Origin of the sequence: Sphingomonas trueperi (assembly GCF_040545965.1) — a bacterium.
Taxonomy (GTDB): Bacteria; Pseudomonadota; Alphaproteobacteria; order Sphingomonadales; family Sphingomonadaceae; genus Sphingomonas; species Sphingomonas trueperi_C.
In genome coordinates this window covers 287,976-310,362 of sequence record NZ_JBEPMV010000004.1, presented here as the reverse complement: position 1 = coordinate 310,362, position 22,387 = coordinate 287,976, and the positions used below count along the sequence as shown (strand labels likewise).

Below are 22,387 nucleotides of genomic sequence, written 5' to 3'. Positions count from 1 at the left end.
TGCGGCGGATCAGTTCCCGGCGAGACCGACCGGGATGTAGTTGCCGATGTTCTTGCGCTGGACGTAGAGCACGACCTGCTTGCGGCCCGCTGCCTTGGCGGCGGCGGCGGCCTTGGTCAGGTCGGCGGGGGTGCGGACCGGCTGCTGGTTGATCGAGACGATCACGTCGCCGCGCTGCAGGCCCTTGCCGGCCGCGTCGCTGCTCGGGTTGACGCCGAGGATCACCACGCCGCCGATCGAGGGGTCGACGCCGATCGAACGCGCGATCTGCGGGGTCAGCGGCGTCACGCCGATGCCGAGCAGCGCCGTGGGGGCGGTGGCGGCGCTGCTGCCGTCGTCGCCGTCATCGCCCTGCGCGCCGTCCTGGTCGTTCGGGTCGAACTGGGCGAGCTGCTCTTCCGGCGGGCGCGTGCCGACCGTCACGTTGACGGTCTGGCGCTTGCCGTCGCGGAGCAGTTCCACGGGGATGCGGGTGCCCGGCGTGACGTTGCTGACGATGTAGGACAGCGTCTGATCGGGGGTCACGTCCTTGCCGTTGACCTTGACGATCACGTCGCCCTGCTTGATCCCCGCCTTCTCGGCCGGCTGGCCGGGCTCGACGCGCGCGACCAGCGTGCCGCGGTCCGAGGGCAGGCCGAAGCCGGCCGCCAGGTCCTTGGTCAGGTCCTGCATCGCGATCCCGAGATAGCCGCGCGTGATCGTCTGGCCCTTCATCAGCTTGTCGATGATCGGCTTGGCTTCCTCCGCCGGGATCGCGAAGCCGATGCCGACATTGCCGCCGGTGGGCGAGAGGATCTGCGAGTTGATGCCGATCACGTTGCCGTTCAGGTCGAACATCGGGCCGCCCGAATTGCCGCGATTGATCGAGGCATCGGTCTGGATGAAGCGGTCATAGGCGCCGGTGCCGGTGACGCGGTGCGTCGCCGAGATGATGCCGGCGGTGACGGTGCCGCCCAGGCCGAACGGATTGCCGATCGCCAGGATCCAGTCGCCGACGCGAGCGCGCGCCGAATCGCCGAACTTGACGAAGGGCAGCGCGGTCCCGTCGATCTTGAGCACCGCGAGATCCGACTGCGCGTCATGGCCGATCAGCTTGGCCTTGAAGTCGCGGCCGTCGGCCAGCGTGACGGTGATCGACTCGACCACCGCGCCCTGCGCGCCGGCCGAGATGACGTGGTTGTTGGTGACGACATAGCCGTCGGCCGAGATCACGAAGCCCGAACCCAGCGACTGCGCCTCACGGGTCACCGGCTGGCCCTGGCCCTGGCCGAACATCTCGAACGGCGTGCCGGCGAACGGATTGGCGTTCACCTTCACGCGCTGCGTGGTCGAGATGTTGACGACGGCGGGCTGGAGGCGGGCAACGAGATCGGCGAAGCTCATCGGCGCGCCGGCCTTGGGGGCCATCGCCTGGATGGTGCCCGGCTCATTCTGCGCGGTCTGCGCGCCGGCCGGCTGGTTGAGCGAAAGCGCGGTGGCGGCGCCACCCAGCAGGATCGCAGTAGTCAAGGCGTAGGCGTAACGCACGGGGTCATTTCCTCTCGAAAGGAATGGTGTTCGTCTCAAAACGCGCTTCTACCCAGCGCGGCTGAACCTGATTTGAATATGAACGAGCGGACAGACTCATCGTTGCCCGGTGAACTCGCGCAGATATTCGTTGTTCGGCGACAGGATGATCTGGCTCTCGCCCTTCGCATCGGGGCTCAGGAAGGTGGTCCGGTACGACTGCATCGCACGGTAGAAGTCGTAGAATTTCGGATCCTTGTTGAACGCCGCCGCATAGATCTGCGCCGCCTGCGCCTGGGCGTTGGCGCGGATGATCTGCGCGTCCTTCAACCCTTGCGCCTTGATCGTCTCCGCCTCCTGGCGGCGGGCGGTGGCCATGCGGGTCAGCGCACTGGTCAGCGGCGAGCCCGAGGGCAGCTCGGTCTGCTTGATCCGCACGTCGACGATCTGCACGCCGTACTGGCTGGCCAGCCGCTGGAGCGAGGCCTGGACGTTATCCATCACCTGGCCGCGCTCGGGGCTGAGCAGCGTGCTCGAGCGGCGCTTGCCCAGCTCGTTGCGGAGCGACGAGCGCAGCAGCGGCTGGAGCTGCTCGCGCAGCCGGTCCTCGGTGCCCACCGTAACCACCATCCGCAGCGGATCGGTGACGCGGTAGCGGGCATAGGCGTCGATCTCGAGCCGCAGCTGGTCGGTCGACAGTACGGGCTCGTCGGGCAGGTCGACGTCCAGGATCCGTTTGTCCACCCACACAAGGCGGTCGACGAACGGGATGCGGAACACCGGGCCGGCATTGGTGCGGCCGAAGCCCTCACCATCCTTGTAGGCGTTGACCGTGCGGTACGGCTTTTCCAGCCGCAGCACGACGACCTGCTTGGTCTCCGGCACGATCGCCACGGTGCTCATCAGCACGATCAGCACCACGATCACCGCGACGACGAGCGCGATCGGATTGCGGGCCCACGCCATCACTTGGCGGCTCCCTTGTCCTGCGCATCGGCGGGCGCATTGCCCCGGCGGAGTGCCGGCAGCGGCAGATAGCTGTTCACGCCCGGTGCCTCGACGATCGTCTTGTTGGTGTTGGCCAGCACGGCCTCCATGGTTTCGTAATAGAGCCGGCGCTTGGTCACTTCGGGGGCCAGCTTGTACTGTTCGTAGATCTTGTCGAACTCGGCAGCCTCGCCCTGCGATGCGGCGATCACGCGCTGGGCATAGGCATTGGCGTTGTTGCGGTTCGATTCGGCTTCCTGCTGCGCGGCGGTGACGGCCTTGAAGTCGTCGTCGACCTGCGCCGGCGCGGCGGCCTTCTGGATTGCGACGCCCTGGATGCGGATGCCCGCGCCATATTCGTCGAGGATCTTCTGCATCGCGACCTGCGCCTCGGCCTCGATCTTCGAGCGGCCCTCGCCGATCGCCTCGTTGAGCGTGGTGTTGGCGATCACCGCGCGCATCGCGCTTTCCGCCGTGGCGCGCACCGTCTCGCGCGGATCGGCGATCTGGAACACATAGGCCGAGGCGCTGCGCACGTCCCAGCGGACCGAATAGGCGAGATCGACGATGTTCTGGTCGCCGGTCAGCATCAGATTCTCGCCGCTGTTCGGAAAATTCTCGGTGCGGATGTTGCCGACATCGACGACGTCGACCAGCTGGAAGGGGGCGGGCAGGGTGAACTGAATGCCCGGATCGAGCGTGCCCGAATAGCGGCCGAGGAAAGTGACCACGCCCTTCTCGCGCGGCCCGATCGGGTGGATCGAGGTGTAGAGCACCCACACCGCCAGCAGGCCGGCGAGGATCAGCAGCCAGAGCCGCGCGCCGGTGGGCACGCCGGGCAGCCCGCCGCCGCCACCGCCGCTCCGGGCCCGCCGCCACAGCTCGTCGAGCGCGCTGGGCGATCCGGCGCGGGTACGCCGGCCCTCGGGCGGGACGGACCACGGGTTGCGCGGGCCCCCGCCATTGCCGTCATCCTTGTCCGGGCCGCCGCCCCAGGGGCTTTTCGGCGGCTCGTTGTGGAAGGTGCCGGACAGCGCGTCACGGCCAGAACTATTCACCATGCCGACCTTTATAAGCAGGGCGACGCGGATTTACAGTGGCGTCGGACGATTGTGTACCTATGTGCCGCGGCATGACTGACCCGCAGGACCTTTCCGCCGCCCTCGCCCCCGTTTCCGCCGGCCGCGCCACGGTGCGCCTCGAAGGCGGCCGCGCCAATGTCGTGCTCGACGTGACCGGCCTTGCGCCCGAGACCCGCGACGCGCTCGAAGCCGAGGTGCGCAGCGCCGCCGCCGCGCTGCCGGGGGTCGCCGCGGTGCGCATTCTCCTCACCAGCGAGCGCCGCACCCGCCGCATCCTCGCCGTCGCCAGCGGCAAGGGCGGGGTGGGCAAGTCGACCGTCGCGGCCAATCTCGCCATCGCGCTGGCCCGGCGCGGGCTCAAGGTCGGGCTGGTCGATGCCGATATCTACGGCCCCTCCCAGCCCAAGTTGCTGGGCGTCGAGGGCGTGAAACCGCAGGCGCGTGACAAAGTATTGCTGCCGATCGAAACCCCGTTCGAGCTCAAGATGCTGTCGATGGGCGGGCTCGTCGCCGAGGGGCAGGCGATCGCGTGGCGCGGGCCGATGGCGGGCGGCGCGCTGGGCCAGATGGTCGATGCCGACTGGGGCGATACCGAGCTGCTCGTGCTCGACCTGCCGCCCGGCACCGGCGACGTGCAGCTGACGATGATCCAGAAGCACAAGCCGGCGGGCGCGGTGATCGTCTCCACCCCGCAGGACCTCGCGCTGATCGACGCCACCCGCGCCATCGACCTTTTCAACAAGGCCGGGGTGCCGATCGTCGGGCTGGTCGAGAACATGGCCGGCTATTGCTGCCCGCATTGCGGCGGCGTCTCCGATCCGTTCGGCAGCGGCGGCGCGGAGAAGGCGGCCGGCGCGCTCGGCATCCGGTTCCTCGCCCGCATCCCGCTGGCGATGGAAATCCGCTCCGCTTCGGATGCAGGCACGCCCCCCGCCGCCGGCGATACGGAGTCTTCCGGATCCTTTGTAACGCTCGCCGATTCGGTCTATGAATGGCTAAAGAGGTGATGCATGCCGCTGACGCGTGACGAAGACATCCGCACCCTGCTCGAGGAAACGCGCACCATCGCGATGGTCGGCGCGTCCGATCGTCCGAATAGACCCAGCAATGGCGTGATGGTGCTGCTCCAGCGCCACGGCTATCGCGTGATCCCGGTCAACCCGCAGATTACCGGCGAGCATATCCATGGCGAGTTCGTCTTTCGCGAATTGAGCCAGATCGGCGTGCCGATCGATATGGTCGACATCTTCCGCAAGTCCGAACATGCCGGCGAGGTGGTGGACGCGGCGATCGCCGCCGGTGCCAAGTCGATATGGATGCAGCTCGACGTGATCGACCATGACGCCGCGGCGCGCGCCGAGGCAGCCGGGCTCAAGGTGGTGATGGACCGCTGCCCCGCGATCGAGATCCGCCGCCTCGGCCTGGCGCCCGTCGCCGCCGCCTGAACCGCAAACACGAACCCATCCTTTCCGTCATCCCGGCGAAAGCCGGGATCCAGTCGCCTCTCGCTAGCAGCAAGAGCCGGAACGGAGACCCCAATGAATCCCGGCTTTCGCCGGGATGACGGCGGGTTGGGTGTTGCCGTCAGGCCGACTAAAGCGCGGCGAGCGCCTCGCGCAGCCGCGCCACGTCTCGGGCATCCTGATAGAGGCCCAGCCCGATCCGCAGCACGTCGCCGCGGACATCGGTGACGATCTCGTCCTCCAGCAGCGCCTTCTGCCAGTCCGCCGCGTTCGGGCTGCGCAAGGCGACGAAGCGGGCCTGGGATGCATCCGGCGCGGCGGGGTTGATCCGCTCGGCGTCGAGCGGAAAGTCCGCCAGCAACTGCGCCCGCAGCGGCGCGACATGGGCGTTGATCGCCGCCGTCGTCAGTCCCTCGCGCGCCAGCATCTCGCGCACCGCGACGAAGCGGTAGAGCCCCGACGGATCGAACGTCGCGCCGAGGAAGCGTCGGGCGTCGGGCGCATAGCCGATCTGGCCCGGCGGCAGCGCGAGGTCCTCGAACTCGGCATACCAGCCGGTGATCTCCGGCCGCGGCCCGAAGCCCGGTGGCGCGTGGAGGAAGCCGACGCCTTCGCCCGCCATCGCGTATTTGTAGCCGCCCGCGACGTAGAACACCCGGTCCGCCACCGCCGACAGGTCGGTCTCTACGCCCATGAAGCCGTGATAGCCGTCGATCAGCACCCACGGCCCCTCGGGCCGGGCCAGCGCGGCGAGATCGGCAACCCCGTCGAAGATGTGGCCCGTACCGAACTGGACATGGCTGGCCACGATCAGGTCGAAGCCGCCGCGCTGTGCGGTGGCGACAATTTCGCCCATCGGTACCCGCGTGACCACCGCCGTGCCCGCCTCTTCCCAGCGCAGCGACTGGCGGCGGAAGCTGTGGAACTCGCCGTCGGTGGCGAGGATGCGCAGCGGCCGGCGCGGTGCCATCGCCGAGACGATCCGCAGCAGCAGCTCGTGGGTGTTCGACGCGAACACCACCGTCGACGGGTCGGGCAGCTGCAGCTCGGCGGCGACATGCGCCTGCGCGGCGGGCCAGATCTCATCCATCACCCGGCCCCATTTGCGGTCGGCGAGGCGGGCGGCATCGTCCCACGCCGCCTGCTGGCCGAGCCAGGAGGCATCGGGCCAGAGATGATGGCTGTGCGCGGCGAAGTGCAGCCGGTCGGGTGCTGCGGCCAACGCGCGCTGGAACAGGTGTTTGAAGCTGCTCACAGGTCGGTCCTGAGCGACCAGAGTTCGGGGAAGGCGCGCTTGGCGAGCGTCGATTCGAGATAGGATACCCCCGGCGTGCCGCCGGTTCCCATCTTGCCGCCGATCACCCGGCTGACGGTGAGCACATGCTTATGCCGCCACGTCGCCATCGCGTCGTCGATATCGACCAGCTTCTCGGCGAGCTGGTACAGGTCCCAGTAGCGATTGGTGTCGCGATAGACTTGACCCCAGGCGGCGCGCACCTCGTCGTTCGGCTGATAGGGCGTCGGCCAGTCGCGGTGCAGCACGGCATCGGGCAGCGCGAAGCCGGCGGCGGCGAGCGCGGCGTTGGCATCGTCCCACAGGCTGGGCAGCGCGGCGGCTTCGTCGGTCAGCGGCCCCGGCACCCCGCCGCCGCGCAGGCCGAGCATCGTCTCGACCGCGCGGAACTGGTCCGACTGGAAGCCCGAGCTGCCGCCGAGCACCGAGCGAAAGCGGGTATAGTCGCTGGGCGTCATCGTCGCGAGCACGTCCCAGCTCATCGTCATCACCGCCTGGATCCGGCTCACCCGCGCCAGGCCCTTATACGCCTCGATCAGCTTGCCGTCGCGGACCAGCCCCTTGGCGAGGTGCAGCTCGGCGAGGATCTGCTTTAGCCACAGCTCCTTGGTCTGGTGGATGATGATGAACAGCAGCTCGTCATGCCGGTCCGAAAGCGGATGCTGGGCGGCGAGCAGCTGGTCGAGGGCGAGATAGCGCCCATAGGTCATGCCTTCGGTCATGGCGTCGACGCTAGCAGCGGGGCGGGAAACGGCAATGGGGGAGGGTGCCAGGGCTTGATCGTGCACAGATGCTCTAACGCCAGCTTTGTGGAAGCCGCTGCTGTTGGTGATTGGACCTACGAGCTGCCTCGGCTGAGGAAGTAGGTGCCGGATGCAATCTGATCCGCCAGCTCGCCGTCTCGGCTCTTGAGTCCCTCATACGCACGAGCAACATCGCCCAGGCAGATGTTCCGGATCGGTGTAGGACTTGCGTGCTTATGCATTGCCGTCAATAACAATCCAAAGAACCTACCGTATACAGATTGGTGGTATTCGCCGAATAACTCCCGCACAGCCTCTGAGGGGGTGATCCAAAAATCCAAACCATTGAAGTTTCTAACATAATCACTGTAAATGTGGATGACGTTATCGTTTGCAAGCACCACAACATTTCTAACGTCATCCGTGTAGGTGTAATCTATAACATCAAAAAATATGCTGTCTATAACTGTACTATGGTGATTATCCATCGTTTTACTCTAACTGGACATTGCGAGATCGTGTATTCTGAATCATGCATGGTGCATCGCTATCCATTGCCATCACATGTCATGGCAATGAGCGCGCTTCGCGTCTGCGGACTGAATGGGGTGTTCAAAAGCTGGGCAAGCTCGTGCAATTCTCGATACTCGGCGGAAGTAATCGTTCCGCCATGCTCATATATGTACGTGTAAAGCGTCTCGAAGGCGAGCGGCAGCTCGTCGAAGTCTATGTACTCCAGCGCGAAGTCAATGCGCCAGGATTCTATCCTGTCGTTGAAGCCCAAACCAAGGGTTCGTACTCGGTGTGCAATGTCGTTCATCGCTGCACATCATAGCGCATGATTGAGTATGCAAGGCGTCAAGCTCCCAACCTTAGTGATCAGTACCTTGGTCTCCCAGGGAGTGGGCGCCGCACAAGGTTATCGCTACCACCACCCATCCCCCTACCAACGTCCCCTTTCCCTCCCCGCCGCACCGCGCTAAGGCCCCTCGCGAATCTTCGCATTCGCAGCACCCCGACGGTGCGCCCGCGCGGCCTATAATGGGCTGCGTCCACCGAGCGCCCGGCGGACCAGATTTAGGGAAAGGACCCCGCGCCTCATGACCGCCATCGGCAACGATACGCTCGGCACGCGTGACTCGCTCACCGTCTCCGGCAAGACCTACAGCTTCTACTCGCTCCCCAAGGCGGCGGCGAAGCTCGGCGACATCAGCCGCCTGCCCTTCTCGATGAAGGTGCTGCTGGAGAACATGCTCCGCTTCGACGACGGCGTGACCGTAACGCCGGAGGACGCCCAGGCGATCGTCGACTGGCAGCAGAACCCCAAGGCCCCCAGCCGTGAAATCCAGTATCGCCCCGCGCGCGTGCTGATGCAGGACTTCACCGGCGTGCCCTGCGTGGTCGATCTCGCCGCGATGCGCGACGCGATCACCAAGCTCGGCGGCGATGCGGCCAAGATCAACCCGCTGGTGCCGGTGCACCTCGTGATCGACCACTCGGTGATGGTGGACGAGTTCGGCACGCCCCAGGCGTTCGACGACAACGTCAAGCTCGAGTACGAGCGCAATGCCGAGCGCTACGAGTTCCTCAAGTGGGGCTCCAAGGCGCTCAACAACTTCTCGGTGGTCCCGCCGGGCACCGGCATCTGCCACCAGGTGAACCTGGAATATATCGCCCAGTCGATCTGGTCGTCGCAGGCGCCGGACGGCGCGACGATCGCCTATCCGGACACACTGGTCGGCACCGACAGCCACACGACCATGGTCAACGGCCTGGGCGTGCTCGGCTGGGGCGTGGGCGGCATCGAGGCGGAAGCCGCGATGCTCGGCCAGCCGGTGTCGATGCTGATCCCCGAAGTGGTCGGCTTCAAGCTCACCGGCAAGCTGGCCGAGGGCATCACCGCGACCGACCTGGTGCTCACCGTCACCCAGATGCTGCGCGCCAAGGGCGTCGTCGGCCGTTTCGTCGAGTTCTACGGCCCCGGCCTGCACGCGATGACGCTCGCCGATCGCGCGACGATCGCCAACATGGCGCCGGAATATGGCGCGACCTGCGGCTTCTTCCCGATCGACGACAAGACGCTCGACTATATGCGCCTCACCGGCCGCAGCGAAGAGAATGTCGCGCTGGTCGAGGCCTACGCCAAGGCGCAGGGCATGTGGCACGGCGCGGATGCGGTGGAGCCGATCTTCACCGACACGCTCGAGCTCGACATGTCGACGGTGCGTCCGTCGCTCGCCGGCCCGAAGCGCCCGCAGGACCGCGTCAGCCTCGACAGCGTCGACGAAGTGTTCAACGGCGACCTGACCAAGGTGTACAAGAAGGAGCAGCCCGCGCGCGTCGGCGTCGAGGGTCGCGACCATGACATCGGCGACGGCGACGTGGTGATCGCCGCGATCACCAGCTGCACCAACACCTCGAACCCGTCGGTGCTGATCGCCGCCGGCCTCGTCGCCCGCAAGGCGCGCGAAAAGGGCCTGACCCGCAAGCCGTGGGTGAAGACCTCGCTCGCGCCGGGCTCGCAGGTCGTCACCGATTACCTCAACAAGGCCGGCCTCACCGAGGATCTCGACGCGATCGGCTTCAACCTGGTCGGCTATGGCTGCACCACCTGCATCGGCAACTCGGGTCCGCTCGCCGAGCCGATCAGCCAGGCGATCAACGGCAACGACATCGTCGCCGCCTCGGTTCTGTCGGGCAACCGCAACTTCGAGGGCCGCGTCTCGCCGGACGTCCGCGCCAACTTCCTCGCCTCGCCGCCGCTCGTCGTCGCCTATGCGCTGAAGGGCACGGTGACCGAGGACATGTACGAGACGCCGATCGGCACCGGTTCGGACGGCGCGCCGGTGTTCCTGAGGGACATCTGGCCCTCGAACGAGGAGATCCAGGGCCTGATCAACGCGAACATCGACGACGAGATGTTCCGTTCGCGCTACGGCAATGTCTATCTGGGCGACAGCCACTGGCAGGGCATTTCGGTGACCGTGTCGGACACCTATGCCTGGCCGACCTCGTCGACCTATATCCACAACCCGCCGTACTTCGAAGGCATGTCGATGACCCCGGCGCCGGTGCAGGACATCGTCGACGCCAAGCCGCTGGCGATCCTGGGCGATTCGATCACCACCGATCACATCTCGCCCGCCGGCAGCATCAAGGCGGACTCGCCTGCCGGCGTGTTCCTGCAGGAGCACCAGGTCGCCAAGAAGGACTTCAACAGCTACGGCGCGCGCCGCGGCAACGATGAAGTCATGGTCCGCGGCACCTTCGCCAACATCCGCATCAAGAACGAGATGGTGCCGGGCGTCGAAGGCGGCATGACCAAGTACGCCGGCGAAGTGATGCCGATCTACGACGCCGCCATGCGCCACAAGGCGGACGGCACCGCGCTCGTCATCGTCGCGGGCAAGGAATATGGCACCGGCTCGTCGCGCGACTGGGCGGCGAAGGGCACCAACCTGCTCGGCGTTCGCGCGGTGATCACCGAGAGCTTCGAGCGTATCCACCGCTCGAACCTGGTCGGCATGGGCGTGCTGCCGCTGCAGTTTGCCGAGGGCGTGACCCGCGAGACGCTGAAGCTGGACGGCTCGGAAACCTTCACCATCACCGGCGTCGCGGGCCTCCGCCCGCGCCAGGACGTGGAAGTGAAGCTCACCCGCGCCGACGGCTCGTCGGAGACCTTCCTCACCCGCTGCCGGATCGACACCGTCAACGAGCTGGAATATTTCCTCAACGGCGGCATCCTGCACTACGTGCTGCGCAAGCTCGCGGCCTGATCCGTCGCTAACAGCAAAAAACCGGCGTCCTCCTTAGGGGGGCGCCGGTTTTTTTTTATGCTTGCGGTCTGCCGGGCAGTGATCGTCATGGCTGCTGAAGTATTCACGTATGTGAAGATGTGTGATGATCTTGCGACACAAGGTTTCATCAAAACAAAAAATCGTAACATTTCCTGCTTGACCCCATGCCGTCGGCTCCATCACTTTGGTTAACGATCGGTAAACCGGGATTCGGTGCGATCGAAGTCATCGACCAAAATGGGGGTTCGGATGAAGACGACGAAGATGAAGGCGCTGCTCGCGACTGCCACGGCATTCGGGCTGGCGATTACTGCCGCGGCACCTGCCTCGGCGCAGACGAAGATCGTGCTCAACGACATTGGCGGCGTGAAGGGCTCGCCCGCTGAACTCGGCTTCAAGATCGCCGCGAGCTATTGGGAGAGCGTGCTCACCAGCAACGTGACGCTGCACTTCGACGTCGGCTTCGCCCATCTCGGCGGCAACATTCTCGGCGGAACCAACAGCAACCTGCTCACCAACGTCTCGACGAGCAGCTATTACGGCGCGCTTGCTGCCAACGGCTCCTCGGCGCTCGACGCGAGCGTGCTCTCGCATCTCGCACCACTCAGCGGCACCGGCAGCGTCTCGGCGATTGTGCCGGCCTATGCCAAGCCCGCGACGCTCGACGGCATCGCCACCAGCGGCACGCGCCTTACGCCGGACGGCAAGGCGATCAGCAACACCATGGCGCTCAGCACCGCGAATGCGCAGGCGCTCGGCGCTGCGGCAGCGGACGTCGACGCGGTGATCCGCTTCTCGAGCGACTTCGCCTTCGACTTCAACCCGAATGACGGCATCAAGGCCGGCACCGCCGATTTCATCGGCGTGGCCATCCACGAAATGGGCCACGCGTTGGGCTTCCTCAGCGGGGCGGACGATTTCGACTATTCAGCCGGCACCGGCTTCAAGACCGACAACTACTGGTGGGCCTATGCATCGGACTTCTTCCGCTACAGCGGCGAAGGCGAGCTCAACTGGGCGTTCAACCAGGATTCCTACTTCTCGATCGACGGCGGCAAGACCGTCTTCCAAGGCAAGGACTATTTCTCGACCGGCGAGAACAACGGCGACGGTTGGCAGGCCTCGCACTGGAAGGCCAACAACACCTGCAGCAACTATATCGGCGTGATGAATCCGTACACCTGCGGCGGGCAGATGGACACGATCACCTCCGCGGATCTCGCCCTGATGGACGCGATCGGCTGGAACGTGAACGTCGATGTGCTGGCAAATGGTGGCTACAAGTTCAGCACCAGGGACGTCGCGCAGGCCTGGATCGCCGCCGGTGGTGCGGTCCCGGAGCCGGAAAGCTGGACGATGCTGATCCTCGGCTTCGGCGCGATCGGCGGCGCGATGCGCTATCGCAACCGCTCGCGGCAAGTCCGCTTCGCCTGATCCAGTTCGGTTGAAAGTACAGCGGCCTCGCTTCCTCGGAAGCGGGGCCGTTTTGCTGTGGTCGGCGGGTCTGCGATGCGCGTGGGGTAGATGCGTCAGGCTACCGAAATATTCTTCAGTTCGGGGCAAATTTGCTGAATGAGAAAGACTTTTACGTAAGTAGTCAAGCGCGCGTATAGAGGTGTGGGGCGGTAGATAATGCATTTTCCAATAGTGCCTTGGTGTTTTTCTTGACCTGTGGGTGTTGCTTCCACCAAAATGGTTAACGATCGAACGTCGGCGAATCAGTTCGATCCATTTCGCGAACTAGGGGGTTCGGATGAAAATCAAGATGATGAAGGCGCTGCTGGCAACAGCGGCGGCGATAGGCTTGGCATGTACTGCGACGCAGCCGGCGGCAGCACGCGCCAAGATCGTGCTGAACGACGTCGGCGGCGTGAAAGGCTCGCCAGCAGAACTCGGCTTCAAGATCGCGGCAAGCTATTGGGAAAGCGTCCTCACCAACGACGTGACGCTGCACTTCAACGTCGGCTTCGATCATCTCGGCGCCAACATTCTCGGCGGCACCACGAGCCAGCAGATCACCTCCTCGATCAGCGGCTATTATGATGCGCTGATCAAGAAGGCCGCCAGCCCGCTCGACGCAAGCGTTCTCGCGCACCTCTCGCCGTTGAGCAGCCAAGGTAGCGTGTCGGCACTAGTGCCCGGCTACGGCAACCCCACCAATCTCACCGGTGTGGCAACCGCTGGCACGCGCGCGGCTCCCGATGGGAAAGCGATCAGCAGCAACCTGTTCCTCACCACGGCCAACGCGCAGGCGCTCGGCATGGGCGGGTCCTCGGTGGATGCGACGATCCAGTTCTCCAGCGACTATGCCTTCGACTTCAACCCGGTCAACGGCATCAAGGCGGGCGAGTCCGATTTCATCGGTATTGCCATCCACGAAATCGGCCATGCGCTGGGTTTCGTGAGCGGGGTGGATCGGCTGGATTATTTCGCCGGCTAATCGCGATTCCGCGCGGATGATTACACCTGGGCCTATGCCGCCGACATGGTCCGGTACAGCGGCACGGATCAGCTCAACTGGAGCTTCAACCAGCCCTCCTATTTTTCGATCGACGGCGGCGCCACGGTCTTCCAGGGCAAGGACTATTTCTCGACCGGCGAATATTATGGCGACGGCTGGCAGGCCTCGCACTGGAAGGCGGACAACACGTGCGGCACCTATGTCGGCGTGATGAACTCCTATACGTGCGATGGGCAGACCGACGTGATCACCGCGGCCGACCTCGCGCTGATGGATGCGATCGGCTGGAACGTGAACGTCAATGTGCTCGCCAATGGCGGCTACAAGTTCACGACCAGGGACGTCGTCCAGGCCTGGGCCGCTGCCGGCGGCGCCGTGCCGGCTCCGGTACCGGAGCCTGCGAACTGGGTGATGCTGATGCTGGGCTTCGGCGTAATCGGCGCTGCCATGCGCTACCGCAATCAAACCCAGCGGGTCCGTTTCGCCTGATCCTGTCGAGCCAAAGCAAAACGGCCTCGCATCTTCGGATGTGAGGCCGTTTTGCGTGGCGCCCGGAAGCGAACGCATCCGTTTTGCACCTAGCTACGCTTCCCAGCGGGCGGCCCCCGGGTCTAGCGGGGCGGTTGCGAAGCGGCGCATCGCGCCGGTCGTTCGCCTCTGGCGGGAGTACGGCTATGGGCACGTATTACGCACGGCATCTGGCTTGCACTGCGGCAGCGCTGCTCGCGTTCGCGGCGCCGGCTGCGGCACAGACGCACATCGTGCTGCACGATGTGGGCGGGGTCACCGGGTCTCCCGCTGACGTCGCGCTGAAGATCGCGGCGCATTACTGGGAATCGGTGCTCACCAACAACGCGACGATCCACATCAATGTGGGTTTCCAGGCGCTCGATCCGGGCGATCTGGGTACGACGGGCTTTCGTTATTATGACGGCATCACCATCGCCAGCTACCAGAACGCGCTGGTGTTCACCGGTAACAGCGCGCTCGACGCACAGGCGGCGAGCCATTTCCAGCCGCTGAGCAGCGCGGGCACCCCGACGGTGCTGATCCCGGCCTATGACGATCCGGTCCACAAGAACGGGGTCGCCACTTCGGGCAGCCGTATCGCACCCAACGGCAGCATCATCGGCAGCACGGTCGCGCTGACCGGGGCCAATCTGAAGGCGCTGGTGAACAATGTGACCGGGCTCGACGCGGAGATCATCTTTTCCAGCGACTATGCTTTCGATTTCAATCCGTCGGACGGGATTACCGTCGGCAGCTATGATTTCATCGGCACCGCGATCCATGAGATGGGCCATGCGCTGGGGTTCACCAGCGGCGTCGACACCTTCGACAATGTGGTGGGGCCGGTCGATCATATCGACAACATTCCGGTCGCTTATGGCATGGACCTGTTCCGCTATTCGGCACCGGGCCAGCTCGACTGGCGATTCGGCGCGCCTGCCTATTTTTCGACCGACGGGGGCGCCACGGCCTTCGGCGGCAATGCCTATTTCTCGACAGGTGAAAATTACGGCGACGGCTGGGAGGCCTCGCATTGGAAGATCGTCGGCAACTGCACCGGCTTCATCGGCATGATGAACCCCTATTCGTGCGATGGCGTGAACGACGTCGTCACTGCCGCCGATCTGGCGGTGTTCGACGCGATCGGCTGGAACCTCAACGTCAATGTACTGGCGAACCCCGGCTATGCCGTCTCCACGGCGCAGATCTACCAAGCCTATTACGCCTTCAACGCCCACCGCTCCTTTGCGATGGTGCCGGAACCGGCAGCCTGGGCGATGCTGATCGCGGGGATCGGCTGGGTAGGCGCGGCGGCACGCTATCGGCGACGGCGGGCGCCCGTCTGTACCGGCTGAGCTGCGAGACTGGCGCAGAGTCTCGCAGCCCCTTGCCGTTCAGCCGCCGATGCCGAGCAGCTCGATCTTGAACAACAACGTAGCGCCACCGGGGATCGGCCCCTTGCCCTGGAAGCCATAGCCGAGCTCGGCGGGCACCGCGATCTCGATCGTGTCGCCAACCCCCATCAGCGGCACGGCGATCTGCCAGGCGCGGATCAGGCGATCGAGCGGGAAGCGCGCGGGCGGGCCGCCGTACGAGCTGTCGAACTCGGTGCCGTCGACGAAGGTGCCGGCATAGTGCAGCGTCACCATGTCGCTGACCGACGGGTGCTGGCCCGAGCCGTCGCCTTTCACCCGCCGCCAGCGCAGGCCGCCTTCGAGCACGCGCCAGCCCTGCGCCGAGCTGCGGCTGGCCAGCGCCAGCGACTGGGCGCTCTGCCAGCGCAGGTCCTGCGAACGATCGACCGGGGCCTCCTGCGCCGTGGCGGGCAGGGCGAACAGCAGCGCCGCCGCTGCGAGCATCGCGCGCGCCATCAGCCGAACACCCGGCCGGCGACGGCGTCGAGCTTCGACAGCAGCTGCGGATCGCGCGCCGAGGGGGCGGTGATTAGTGCCATGTCGAGGCACGTGTCGATCGGCGAGGGCGTGCGCTCCTCGGGCAGGTTGCGCAGCAGGTGCATCACCATCTTCCGGGCCTTCTCCGCATTGTTCGAGAGCTGGGCGATCACCTGCGCCACGTCGACCGCTTCCTCGCCTTCGCGCCAGCAGTCATAGTCGGTGACCATGCCGACCAGCGCATAGGGCAGTTCCGCCTCGCGGGCGAGCTTGGCCTCGGGCATCGCGGTCATGCCGATGATGTCGCAGCCCCAGCTGCGATACAGGTTGCTCTCGGCGCGGGTCGAGAATTGCGGGCCTTCCATCGCCAGATAGGTGCCGCCGACATGGGTGGTCGCACCCGCCGCCTGCGCCGCCTCCGCTGCCAGCGCGGAGAGGCGCGGGCAGACCGGATCGGCCATCGAGACATGCGCGACCATGCCTTCGCCGAAGAAGCTCGACGGACGGCCCTTGGTACGATCGATGAACTGGTCGGCGATGGTGAAGGTGCCGGGTGCCCGTTCCTCCGCCAGCGAGCCGACCGAGGACACCGCGAGCACGTCGGTCACGCCCAGCCGCTTGAGCACGTCGATATTGGCGCGGACGTTGAGGTCCGAGGGGCTGATGCGGTGGCCGCGGCCGTGGCGGGGCAGGAACACCACCTTCACATGCCCGACATGGCCGACGAAGCAGGCGTCCGAGGGCTTGCCCCAGGGGCTCGCCACCTCCACCCATTCGCCGCCCTCGATGCCCTCGACATCGTAGAGGCCCGAACCGCCGATGATTCCGATCGTCCAACCGCTCATGCGTCACCCTTTGCTGCGTTGCGGCGGGCATAGGCGAAATAGACGACGAGACCCAAGAGGTTCCAGCAGCCGAACCAAATCTGCGTCTTGGTCGGCAGGCTGAGGAAGAGGTAGAGGCAACCGAAAATCGCGCCGAGCCCAACGACCCAGGCGGCCGGGGTGCGGAACGGGCGAACGAGCTCGGGTGCGCGGCGGCGGAGCACCAGCAAGCACAGGCCGACTGCGGCGAAGGCGGTGAGCGTGCCGGCATTGGCGAGCGCGGCGATCTCGTCGATCGGGAGGAAGGCGGCGAAGATGCTGACGATCGCCGCGGTGAACAGCGTGATCCGCACCGGCGACCCACGCCGTGAGACCTTGGCGAGGCTTTTCGGCAGCAGGCCGTCGCGCGCCATCACGAAGAAGATGCGGCTCTGGCCGAACAGGAAGCCGAGGATCACTGTGGGCAGCGCGACGATGGCGCTCAGCGCGAGGAACTTGGCGACGCCGGGCTGGCCGATCTCGCGCAGGATCAGCGCCAGCGGCTCGGGGCTGTCAGCGAAGCGCGTATAGTGGAGCGCGCCCACGGCAGTGAGCGCCACGATCATGTAGATGGCGACGCACGCCACCATCGACCCGACGATACCGATCGCTAGGTCGCGGCCGGGGTTCTTGGCCTCTTCCGCAGCGGTCGAGATGGCGTCGAAGCCATAGAAGGCGAAGAAGATGATCGCGGCGGCGGCCATCATGCCGCGCTCCACCCCGCCGCTGGCATGCTTGGCGAAGCCGAACGGCGCGAACGGATCGAAATTGGCGGCATCGAAATAGGGGAGCGCGACCGCGACGAATACCGCGAGCGCGACCAGCTTTACCGCCACCAGGATCGCGTTGAGCGTCGCGCTTTCGCGGGTGCCGAGGATCAGCAGCCCGGCGACCAGCCAGACGACGAACAGCGCGGGTACGTTGACGCCCCAATGCGCTACCTGCCCGGCGACCATCTGCGGGCCATGGGTGAGTTCTGGCGGGACGCCGAGGCCGAGCAGGAACGGCGTCGCATAGCCCGACCAGCCGACCGCGACCGTGGCCACCACCAGCGTATATTCGGCGAGCAGGCTCCAGCCGACCACCCAGGCGACGATCTCGCCCAGCGCCACATAGCTGTAGGTATAGGCGCTGCCCGAGGTGGGGATGCTCGTCGCCAGCTCCGCATAGGCGAGCGCGGCGCAGGCGCATATCGCGCCCGCCACCACGAAGGAAAGGATCACGGCGGGCCCCGCCCGGTCCGCACCGACGCCGATCAGGGTGAGAATGCCCGTGCCGACGATCGCGCCGACCCCCAGCGCCACCAGATGGTACCAGCTCAGCGTGCGCGCTAGGCGATGCCCGTGCGGCTGGTCCTCCGCGGCGGTGATGGGTTTCAGACGGAACAGACTGGCCATGGATCCTCCCCTTTGTTCTTGGCCCGCCGGTGATAGCGGGGCGGGGGGAGGGGGCAAGCCCGTGGCGCGCTTACTGCTGGCTGCAGCTGGTCAGCTTCGCCGCCTCGGACGACTTGGCGACCGTGTCGCCTTCCTTCACCTGGTAGAGCTGCGGCCAGCGTTTCCCGGTGATGAACAGCCGCTTGGTCGAAGCATCATAGGCGATGCCGTTCGCGACATTGTCGGTGCCGCGGTCTTTCGGGCCCAGGTCGCTCACGTCCAGGAAGCCGGTGACCTTGCCGCTCGTGGGATCGATCTTGGCGATCAGGTTGGTCTGCCAGATGTTCGCATAGATCTGCCCGTCGACCCATTCGAGCTCGTTGAGATTGGCGACCGGGCAGCCATTAGCGGTCACCCGCAGCGTCGAGGTGACCTGCATCGAGTTCGGATCGAGGAAGCGAAGCACCGGCGTGCCGTCGCTCATGATGATGCCCTTGTCGTTGCGCGTCAGGCTCCAGCCCTCGCCGGTATAGGAGAAGGTGCCGCGCGGCTCGAACTTGTCGAGGCCGTAGATGAAGCCGGTCTTGTCCTGCCAGGTCAGCTGGAACAGCTTGTCGCCCCAGGCGACGATGCCCTCGCCGAAATAGGGGGCGGGCAGCGAGGTTTCCTGCTCGACCTTGCCGGTGGCAGGATCGACCTTGCGGATCACGGACTCGCCGACCTGGCCGGTGCTTTCGTACATCGCCCCGTGATCGAAGAAGAGACCTTCGGTGAACGATCCGGTGTCGTGCGGCAGCGTCGCGACGGCGACGGCGCGGACCACGGGAATGCCGCTTGGCTTGATCCGGGTGAAGGCGAAGGCAGCGCCTCCGACCAGCACGATCGCTGCCAAAACCACCAACAGGATGCGCTTCATCGGAACCTCTTCGCTTCTACGTGCGCCCACCCAAGCCGAAGCCGGGGCTCCGTGTAAACCCCTAGCGCGCCAGATCGCGGCGCACATAGACGAGCAGATGGCTCTCCTCGCGGGCGCCACGCAGGGCGAGGCGATAGTCGCGGACGAGCAGCGGCGCCATCACCGCGATGCTCTGCCGGTTCCACGGCGAAAGCGGCGAATCCATCGTCACCACTACCGGGGGGCGCTGCGCCATGATGCGGCGGACCTCGGCAGCCTCGTCGATCCCGGTCGCGCCCTGTTCGGCTTCGTAGGCGAGGGTGGAGGGGAAGGCATAGGCGGTCGGCACGCAGGCATGGCCGAGCAGGTACAGCACCGAATCGCCGGCGAAGACATAGGGGCAGCCCTGGTCGGCATGCGCGGCGACGATCCGTGCCGCGGCGCGGGCGGTGGCGCGGTCGTCAGGCTCGATCTGCCAGTGGACGACCAACAGGATCGCGGCGGCGAGAGCGCTCGCTCCCAGCGCCACCTGGGAGCGCCCGAGCGCAGGGGCAGCGACGATGGCGAAGGGCACCAGCAGCGGCAGGGCGTAATGGTCGAAGAAGGCGCCGATCATCGCGAAGCCGATCAGCGCCGCACCCAGCCAGCCGAAGGCGACCCGCAGCACGGCGCGATGTGCTGCAAGCTGCCACCGCCAGCTGAGTGCCGCACAGACGAGGAACGGCGAGAGTTGCGCGGTGGTGCCGGCGAGCCGATCGACGATCTTGGCCGCGGGATAGCTGCGCCGCAGTGCCACGGATGCGAAGTTGGAGAACCAGAAGCTCGAGAACGCCGCGGGCCCCTGGGTGTAATACCAGGCGACCGCGCCCAGCGTGGGTGCCAGCCCGAGCAGCGCCCACAGCGTCCCCGCGCCGAGCAGCAGCGGCGGCCTCGCTCCGGCGCGGTGCAGGTACCAGAGGTGCGCCAGCCCGAAGAATGCGCCTTCCACCACCGGCGTATATTTGGTCTGTATCGCCAGTCCTGCGAGCAGGCAGGCGGCGGCGCCCTGCAGCACGATCCTCCGCCGGTCGCGTGCCTCGGCAAGGGCGGGCAGCCGCAGCGTCAGCCAGCCCGCCGCCGCCATGAACAGGTTGTAGAAGACCGGCGACTGGCCGCCGCGCCCGCTGAGATAGCCGAGCCACAGCAGATAGGCGCAGCCCGCCGCCGCCGCGCCCAGTCTCCGCGCGCCCAACTGCCGCGCCGAGAGTGCGATCAGCCCGGCGGTCAACGCTGCGAAGGCCGTTGCGGTCAGCTGATAGGCGAGGATGCCGTCGCCCGGCAGCAGTCGCATGCCGGCGAACAGCAGGAACAGCCCCAGCGGCTTGCGGTCCCAGAAATCGACATAGGGCAGGGCGCCGTGCAGCATCCGATCGCCGACCAGCAGATAATATTGCTCGTCAACATGGATCACCGGGTTGCCGAAATCGTGTAGCCGCAACGCGATCGCCATTGCTGCAAACAGCAGCACTGCCAGCACGATATGATGCCACACGCGTGCTCGACGGGCGATGCGAACGGGGGTCCAATGCTCCACGGGGCAGACCAACTAATCGGCGCGGGCGCTCTCGTCATGCGCGAAATTTCTGCGGCCACCAGTGCGGGATCGCGTGGCCATATCGTCGCAGCGACCAGGCTTAACCGGTCCGAAATTTTTATCGCCGGAGCAGTGTGGATCGGTCGCGCAGGCGTCGTCTTTCGATCGGGTGGGGAGGAACTGGCCGAGCCAGGAGCCAGCCGGCGGCAAGCACTTGGCCGCCGCTCTGGTTCTGCGGGCGGTCCCCTGCGCCCATTCGAACCGATGGGATGCTCGCAGCGATGTTTCTGGATCTTTCGAAGGACCCGTTCGACCGCCAGCCGCAGGGTCCGGACCTGCAATGGACCGTGCTGATCCCGTTCTTCAACGAGCGCGACTATCTTCCGGCAACAATCGAGAGCCTTGCCCGGCAGACTGCCCCGTTCACGCTGGTGCTGGTGGACAATGGCTCGACCGACGGCAGCGCCGAGGTCGCCGAAGCATTCTGCCGGGCCTATAAGCTCGATTATCTGCTGATCACCGAACGCACCCCCGGCAAGGTCGCCGCGTTGCGCGCCGGGCTCGCCTGGGTGCGCACCCGCTGGGTAGCGACCTGCGATGCCGATACTGTCTACCCGCCGCACTATCTCGCGGCGGCGGAGGCGATCCTGTCGCGGCCCGGCCATGTCGTTGCCGGCGCCTATTTCATCGCCCCCGAGATCAGCGATCCGGCACGGGTGACCGAGGCGGCGCGGTTTCTTGCCGCCGCGCGGCTGCTGCCGCGGCAATGCCATGCCGGCGGTGCGGGCCAGGCCTTCTGCACGCGCAGCCTGCGCGCGGCCGGCGGCTTCGATGCGGCGCGCTGGAATTTCGTGCTGGAGGATCACGAGGTGATTCACCGCGTCATGCGCCAAGGCCGCATGGGCTATTCGACGGAGCTGTGGTGCACGCCAAGCCCCCGCGAGCGCGACCGCGATTCGATCCGCTGGACGCTGTTCGAACGGCTGCTCTACTCGGCGGCGGCGCCGATCGCTGGCGACTGGTTCTTCTACAAATTTCTCGCGCGCCGGCTGCAGCGCCGCCGCCTGCTGAGCAATCGCATCCGCGAGCGCCAGTATCAGCATCTCGAAGGACCGGTGCTTGTCCCGTCTCATTCTCTGCTCTGACGATTTCGCCTATTCGCCGGCGATCAGCGCTGCGATCGTCACCCTCGCCCAGGCCGGCAAGATCAACGCGATCAGCTGCATGGCGGTGATGCCCGGCTGGGCGGAGGATGCGCGGCTGCTGGTGGACTTGCCGGCGCATGTCGAAATCGGACTGCACTTGACCCTCACGGAGGAGGCGCCGCGCACTGCGATGCCGCGCTTCGCGCCCGGCGGGCGGATGCCGGCGATCGACCCGCTCTCCCGCATGGCGGGGCGGTGGGCAGTGCCGCTCGACGAAGTGGCGATGGAGGTTTCGGCGCAGTTCGACGCTTTCTTCGCGGCAATGCGGCGGTCGCCCGACTTCGTCGACGGGCACCAGCACGCCCATGCGCTGCCCGGGATTCGGGACCTTGTGCTGGCAGAGACCGTCGCGCGTGCGCCGGGCGCTTGGGTCCGCGACTGCACCGACAGCCCCCTGGCGATCCTGCGGCGCCCCTTCTCCGGCAAGGCCATTGGCAGCGCCTGGCACAGCCGGGGCCTGCGCAAGGCTGCTGCAGCGCTGGGGCTTCGCACCAATCACGGCTTCTCCGGCCATTATGACTTCCGCGGCGATTATGCGGCGCTGTTCCCGCGGTTCCTCCGGCGACCGGGGCCGATGCACCTCGTGATGTGCCATCCGGGTGCAGGCGAGCGCGCCGGCGACAGTATCGCCGCGGCACGCATTGTCGAAGCCAAGGCCTTGCACCGGCTGCCGATCGCCGACATGGCTGGTGCGGAGGGACTGGCGTTTCCTGCCTGACCCTCGCCGGGGGATCGGACGG

The 22,387-nt window shown here is 66.1% G+C and carries 20 protein-coding genes and 1 pseudogene; 9 read left to right on the top strand and 12 right to left on the bottom strand.

What is annotated here, in order from left to right; genetic code table 11:
- Window positions 1-9 precede the first annotated feature (9 nt).
- From ABIC35_RS12990 to hflK, 3 genes are all read right to left on the bottom strand, one after another.
- Complete coding sequence (locus ABIC35_RS12990; protein WP_121072412.1) at window positions 10-1,527, bottom strand: Do family serine endopeptidase; 1,518 nt, start codon at window positions 1,525-1,527, stop codon at window positions 10-12.
- Window positions 1,528-1,623: 96 nt separating this feature from the next.
- Window positions 1,624-2,472 carry a protease modulator HflC gene (gene hflC, locus ABIC35_RS12985; protein WP_121072410.1) on the bottom strand — a complete coding sequence of 283 codons (849 nt, stop codon included), beginning with the start codon at window positions 2,470-2,472 and terminating at the stop codon, window positions 1,624-1,626.
- Window positions 2,472-3,554 carry a protease modulator HflK gene (gene hflK / locus ABIC35_RS12980; RefSeq protein ID WP_121072408.1) on the bottom strand — a complete coding sequence of 361 codons (1,083 nt, stop codon included), beginning with the start codon at window positions 3,552-3,554 and terminating at the stop codon, window positions 2,472-2,474. The genes hflC and hflK overlap by 1 nt, the downstream gene beginning before the upstream one ends.
- Window positions 3,555-3,625: 71 nt before the next feature.
- On the opposite strand from hflK, the gene ABIC35_RS12975 reads away from it, so the two are divergent.
- Together ABIC35_RS12975 and ABIC35_RS12970 are read left to right on the top strand one after the other, a co-directional pair.
- A complete protein-coding gene (locus ABIC35_RS12975; RefSeq protein ID WP_121078983.1) occupies window positions 3,626-4,582 on the top strand; it encodes an Mrp/NBP35 family ATP-binding protein in 957 nt (318 codons plus the stop codon).
- A 3-nt stretch (window positions 4,583-4,585) separates the two neighbouring features.
- Window positions 4,586-5,020 carry a CoA-binding protein gene (locus ABIC35_RS12970; RefSeq protein WP_121072406.1) on the top strand — a complete coding sequence of 145 codons (435 nt, stop codon included), beginning with the start codon at window positions 4,586-4,588 and terminating at the stop codon, window positions 5,018-5,020.
- 148 nt (window positions 5,021-5,168) lie between these two features.
- On the opposite strand, the gene ABIC35_RS12965 is transcribed toward ABIC35_RS12970, so the two are convergent.
- The 4 genes from ABIC35_RS12965 to ABIC35_RS12950 form a co-directional block, all read right to left on the bottom strand.
- Entirely contained in the window at window positions 5,169-6,293 is a 1,125-nt protein-coding gene (locus tag ABIC35_RS12965; protein ID WP_121072404.1) for an aminotransferase class V-fold PLP-dependent enzyme, read from the bottom strand.
- Window positions 6,290-7,054, bottom strand: coding sequence for a tryptophan 2,3-dioxygenase (locus ABIC35_RS12960; protein WP_121072402.1), 765 nt, complete (start codon window positions 7,052-7,054; stop codon window positions 6,290-6,292). Before ABIC35_RS12960 ends, ABIC35_RS12965 begins: the two co-directional genes overlap by 4 nt.
- A 116-nt stretch (window positions 7,055-7,170) precedes the next feature.
- Window positions 7,171-7,563 carry a hypothetical protein gene (locus ABIC35_RS12955; RefSeq protein WP_147425810.1) on the bottom strand — a complete coding sequence of 131 codons (393 nt, stop codon included), beginning with the start codon at window positions 7,561-7,563 and terminating at the stop codon, window positions 7,171-7,173.
- A 59-nt stretch (window positions 7,564-7,622) separates the two neighbouring features.
- On the bottom strand, window positions 7,623-7,895 hold the full coding sequence (locus ABIC35_RS12950) for a MafI family immunity protein (RefSeq protein ID WP_121072400.1): 273 nt from the start codon (window positions 7,893-7,895) through the stop codon (window positions 7,623-7,625).
- Window positions 7,896-8,175: 280 nt separating this feature from the next.
- Here ABIC35_RS12950 and acnA point away from each other — a divergent pair, with 280 nt between their 5' ends.
- From acnA to ABIC35_RS12925, 5 genes and pseudogenes are all read left to right on the top strand, one after another.
- Window positions 8,176-10,851 (top strand): aconitate hydratase AcnA, encoded by a 2,676-nt coding sequence (gene acnA, locus ABIC35_RS12945; protein ID WP_121072398.1) that lies wholly within the window; start codon window positions 8,176-8,178, stop codon window positions 10,849-10,851.
- Window positions 10,852-11,121: 270 nt separating this feature from the next.
- The gene (locus ABIC35_RS12940) at window positions 11,122-12,306 is read left to right on the top strand and encodes an NF038122 family metalloprotease (RefSeq protein ID WP_354278475.1); all 1,185 of its coding nucleotides are present in this window, start codon (window positions 11,122-11,124) and stop codon (window positions 12,304-12,306) included.
- 319 nt (window positions 12,307-12,625) lie between these two features.
- A pseudogene (locus tag ABIC35_RS12935) lies at window positions 12,626-13,612 on the top strand (NF038122 family metalloprotease); the annotation flags it as partial.
- Window positions 13,604-13,822 carry a PEPxxWA-CTERM sorting domain-containing protein gene (locus ABIC35_RS12930; protein ID WP_354278497.1) on the top strand — a complete coding sequence of 73 codons (219 nt, stop codon included), beginning with the start codon at window positions 13,604-13,606 and terminating at the stop codon, window positions 13,820-13,822. The pseudogene ABIC35_RS12935 and the gene ABIC35_RS12930, both read left to right, overlap by 9 nt.
- Window positions 13,823-14,007: 185 nt before the next feature.
- Window positions 14,008-15,198: an NF038122 family metalloprotease gene (locus tag ABIC35_RS12925; RefSeq protein ID WP_121072392.1), complete on the top strand. Its 1,191-nt coding sequence runs from the start codon at window positions 14,008-14,010 to the stop codon at window positions 15,196-15,198.
- Window positions 15,199-15,237: 39 nt separating this feature from the next.
- Here ABIC35_RS12925 and ABIC35_RS12920 read toward each other — a convergent pair whose 3' ends face one another.
- From ABIC35_RS12920 to ABIC35_RS12900, 5 genes are all read right to left on the bottom strand, one after another.
- Complete coding sequence (locus ABIC35_RS12920; RefSeq protein WP_121072390.1) at window positions 15,238-15,714, bottom strand: FKBP-type peptidyl-prolyl cis-trans isomerase; 477 nt, start codon at window positions 15,712-15,714, stop codon at window positions 15,238-15,240.
- Window positions 15,714-16,580: an S-methyl-5'-thioadenosine phosphorylase gene (locus ABIC35_RS12915; protein ID WP_121072388.1), complete on the bottom strand. Its 867-nt coding sequence runs from the start codon at window positions 16,578-16,580 to the stop codon at window positions 15,714-15,716. Before ABIC35_RS12915 ends, ABIC35_RS12920 begins: the two co-directional genes overlap by 1 nt.
- Window positions 16,577-17,995 (bottom strand): amino acid permease, encoded by a 1,419-nt coding sequence (locus tag ABIC35_RS12910; protein WP_121072386.1) that lies wholly within the window; start codon window positions 17,993-17,995, stop codon window positions 16,577-16,579. Before ABIC35_RS12910 ends, ABIC35_RS12915 begins: the two co-directional genes overlap by 4 nt.
- A gap of 70 nt (window positions 17,996-18,065) precedes the next feature.
- Entirely contained in the window at window positions 18,066-18,890 is an 825-nt protein-coding gene (locus ABIC35_RS12905) for a glutaminyl-peptide cyclotransferase (RefSeq protein WP_121072384.1), read from the bottom strand.
- Between the two features lie 61 nt (window positions 18,891-18,951).
- On the bottom strand, window positions 18,952-20,400 hold the full coding sequence (locus tag ABIC35_RS12900) for a hypothetical protein (RefSeq protein WP_354278474.1): 1,449 nt from the start codon (window positions 20,398-20,400) through the stop codon (window positions 18,952-18,954).
- A 323-nt stretch (window positions 20,401-20,723) separates the two neighbouring features.
- Here ABIC35_RS12900 and ABIC35_RS12895 point away from each other — a divergent pair, with 323 nt between their 5' ends.
- Both ABIC35_RS12895 and ABIC35_RS12890 read left to right on the top strand, forming a co-directional pair.
- Window positions 20,724-21,587: a glycosyltransferase family 2 protein gene (locus ABIC35_RS12895; protein ID WP_121078976.1), complete on the top strand. Its 864-nt coding sequence runs from the start codon at window positions 20,724-20,726 to the stop codon at window positions 21,585-21,587.
- On the top strand, window positions 21,562-22,365 hold the full coding sequence (locus ABIC35_RS12890) for a ChbG/HpnK family deacetylase (RefSeq protein WP_121072382.1): 804 nt from the start codon (window positions 21,562-21,564) through the stop codon (window positions 22,363-22,365). The genes ABIC35_RS12895 and ABIC35_RS12890 overlap by 26 nt, the downstream gene beginning before the upstream one ends.
- Window positions 22,366-22,387 lie beyond the last annotated feature (22 nt).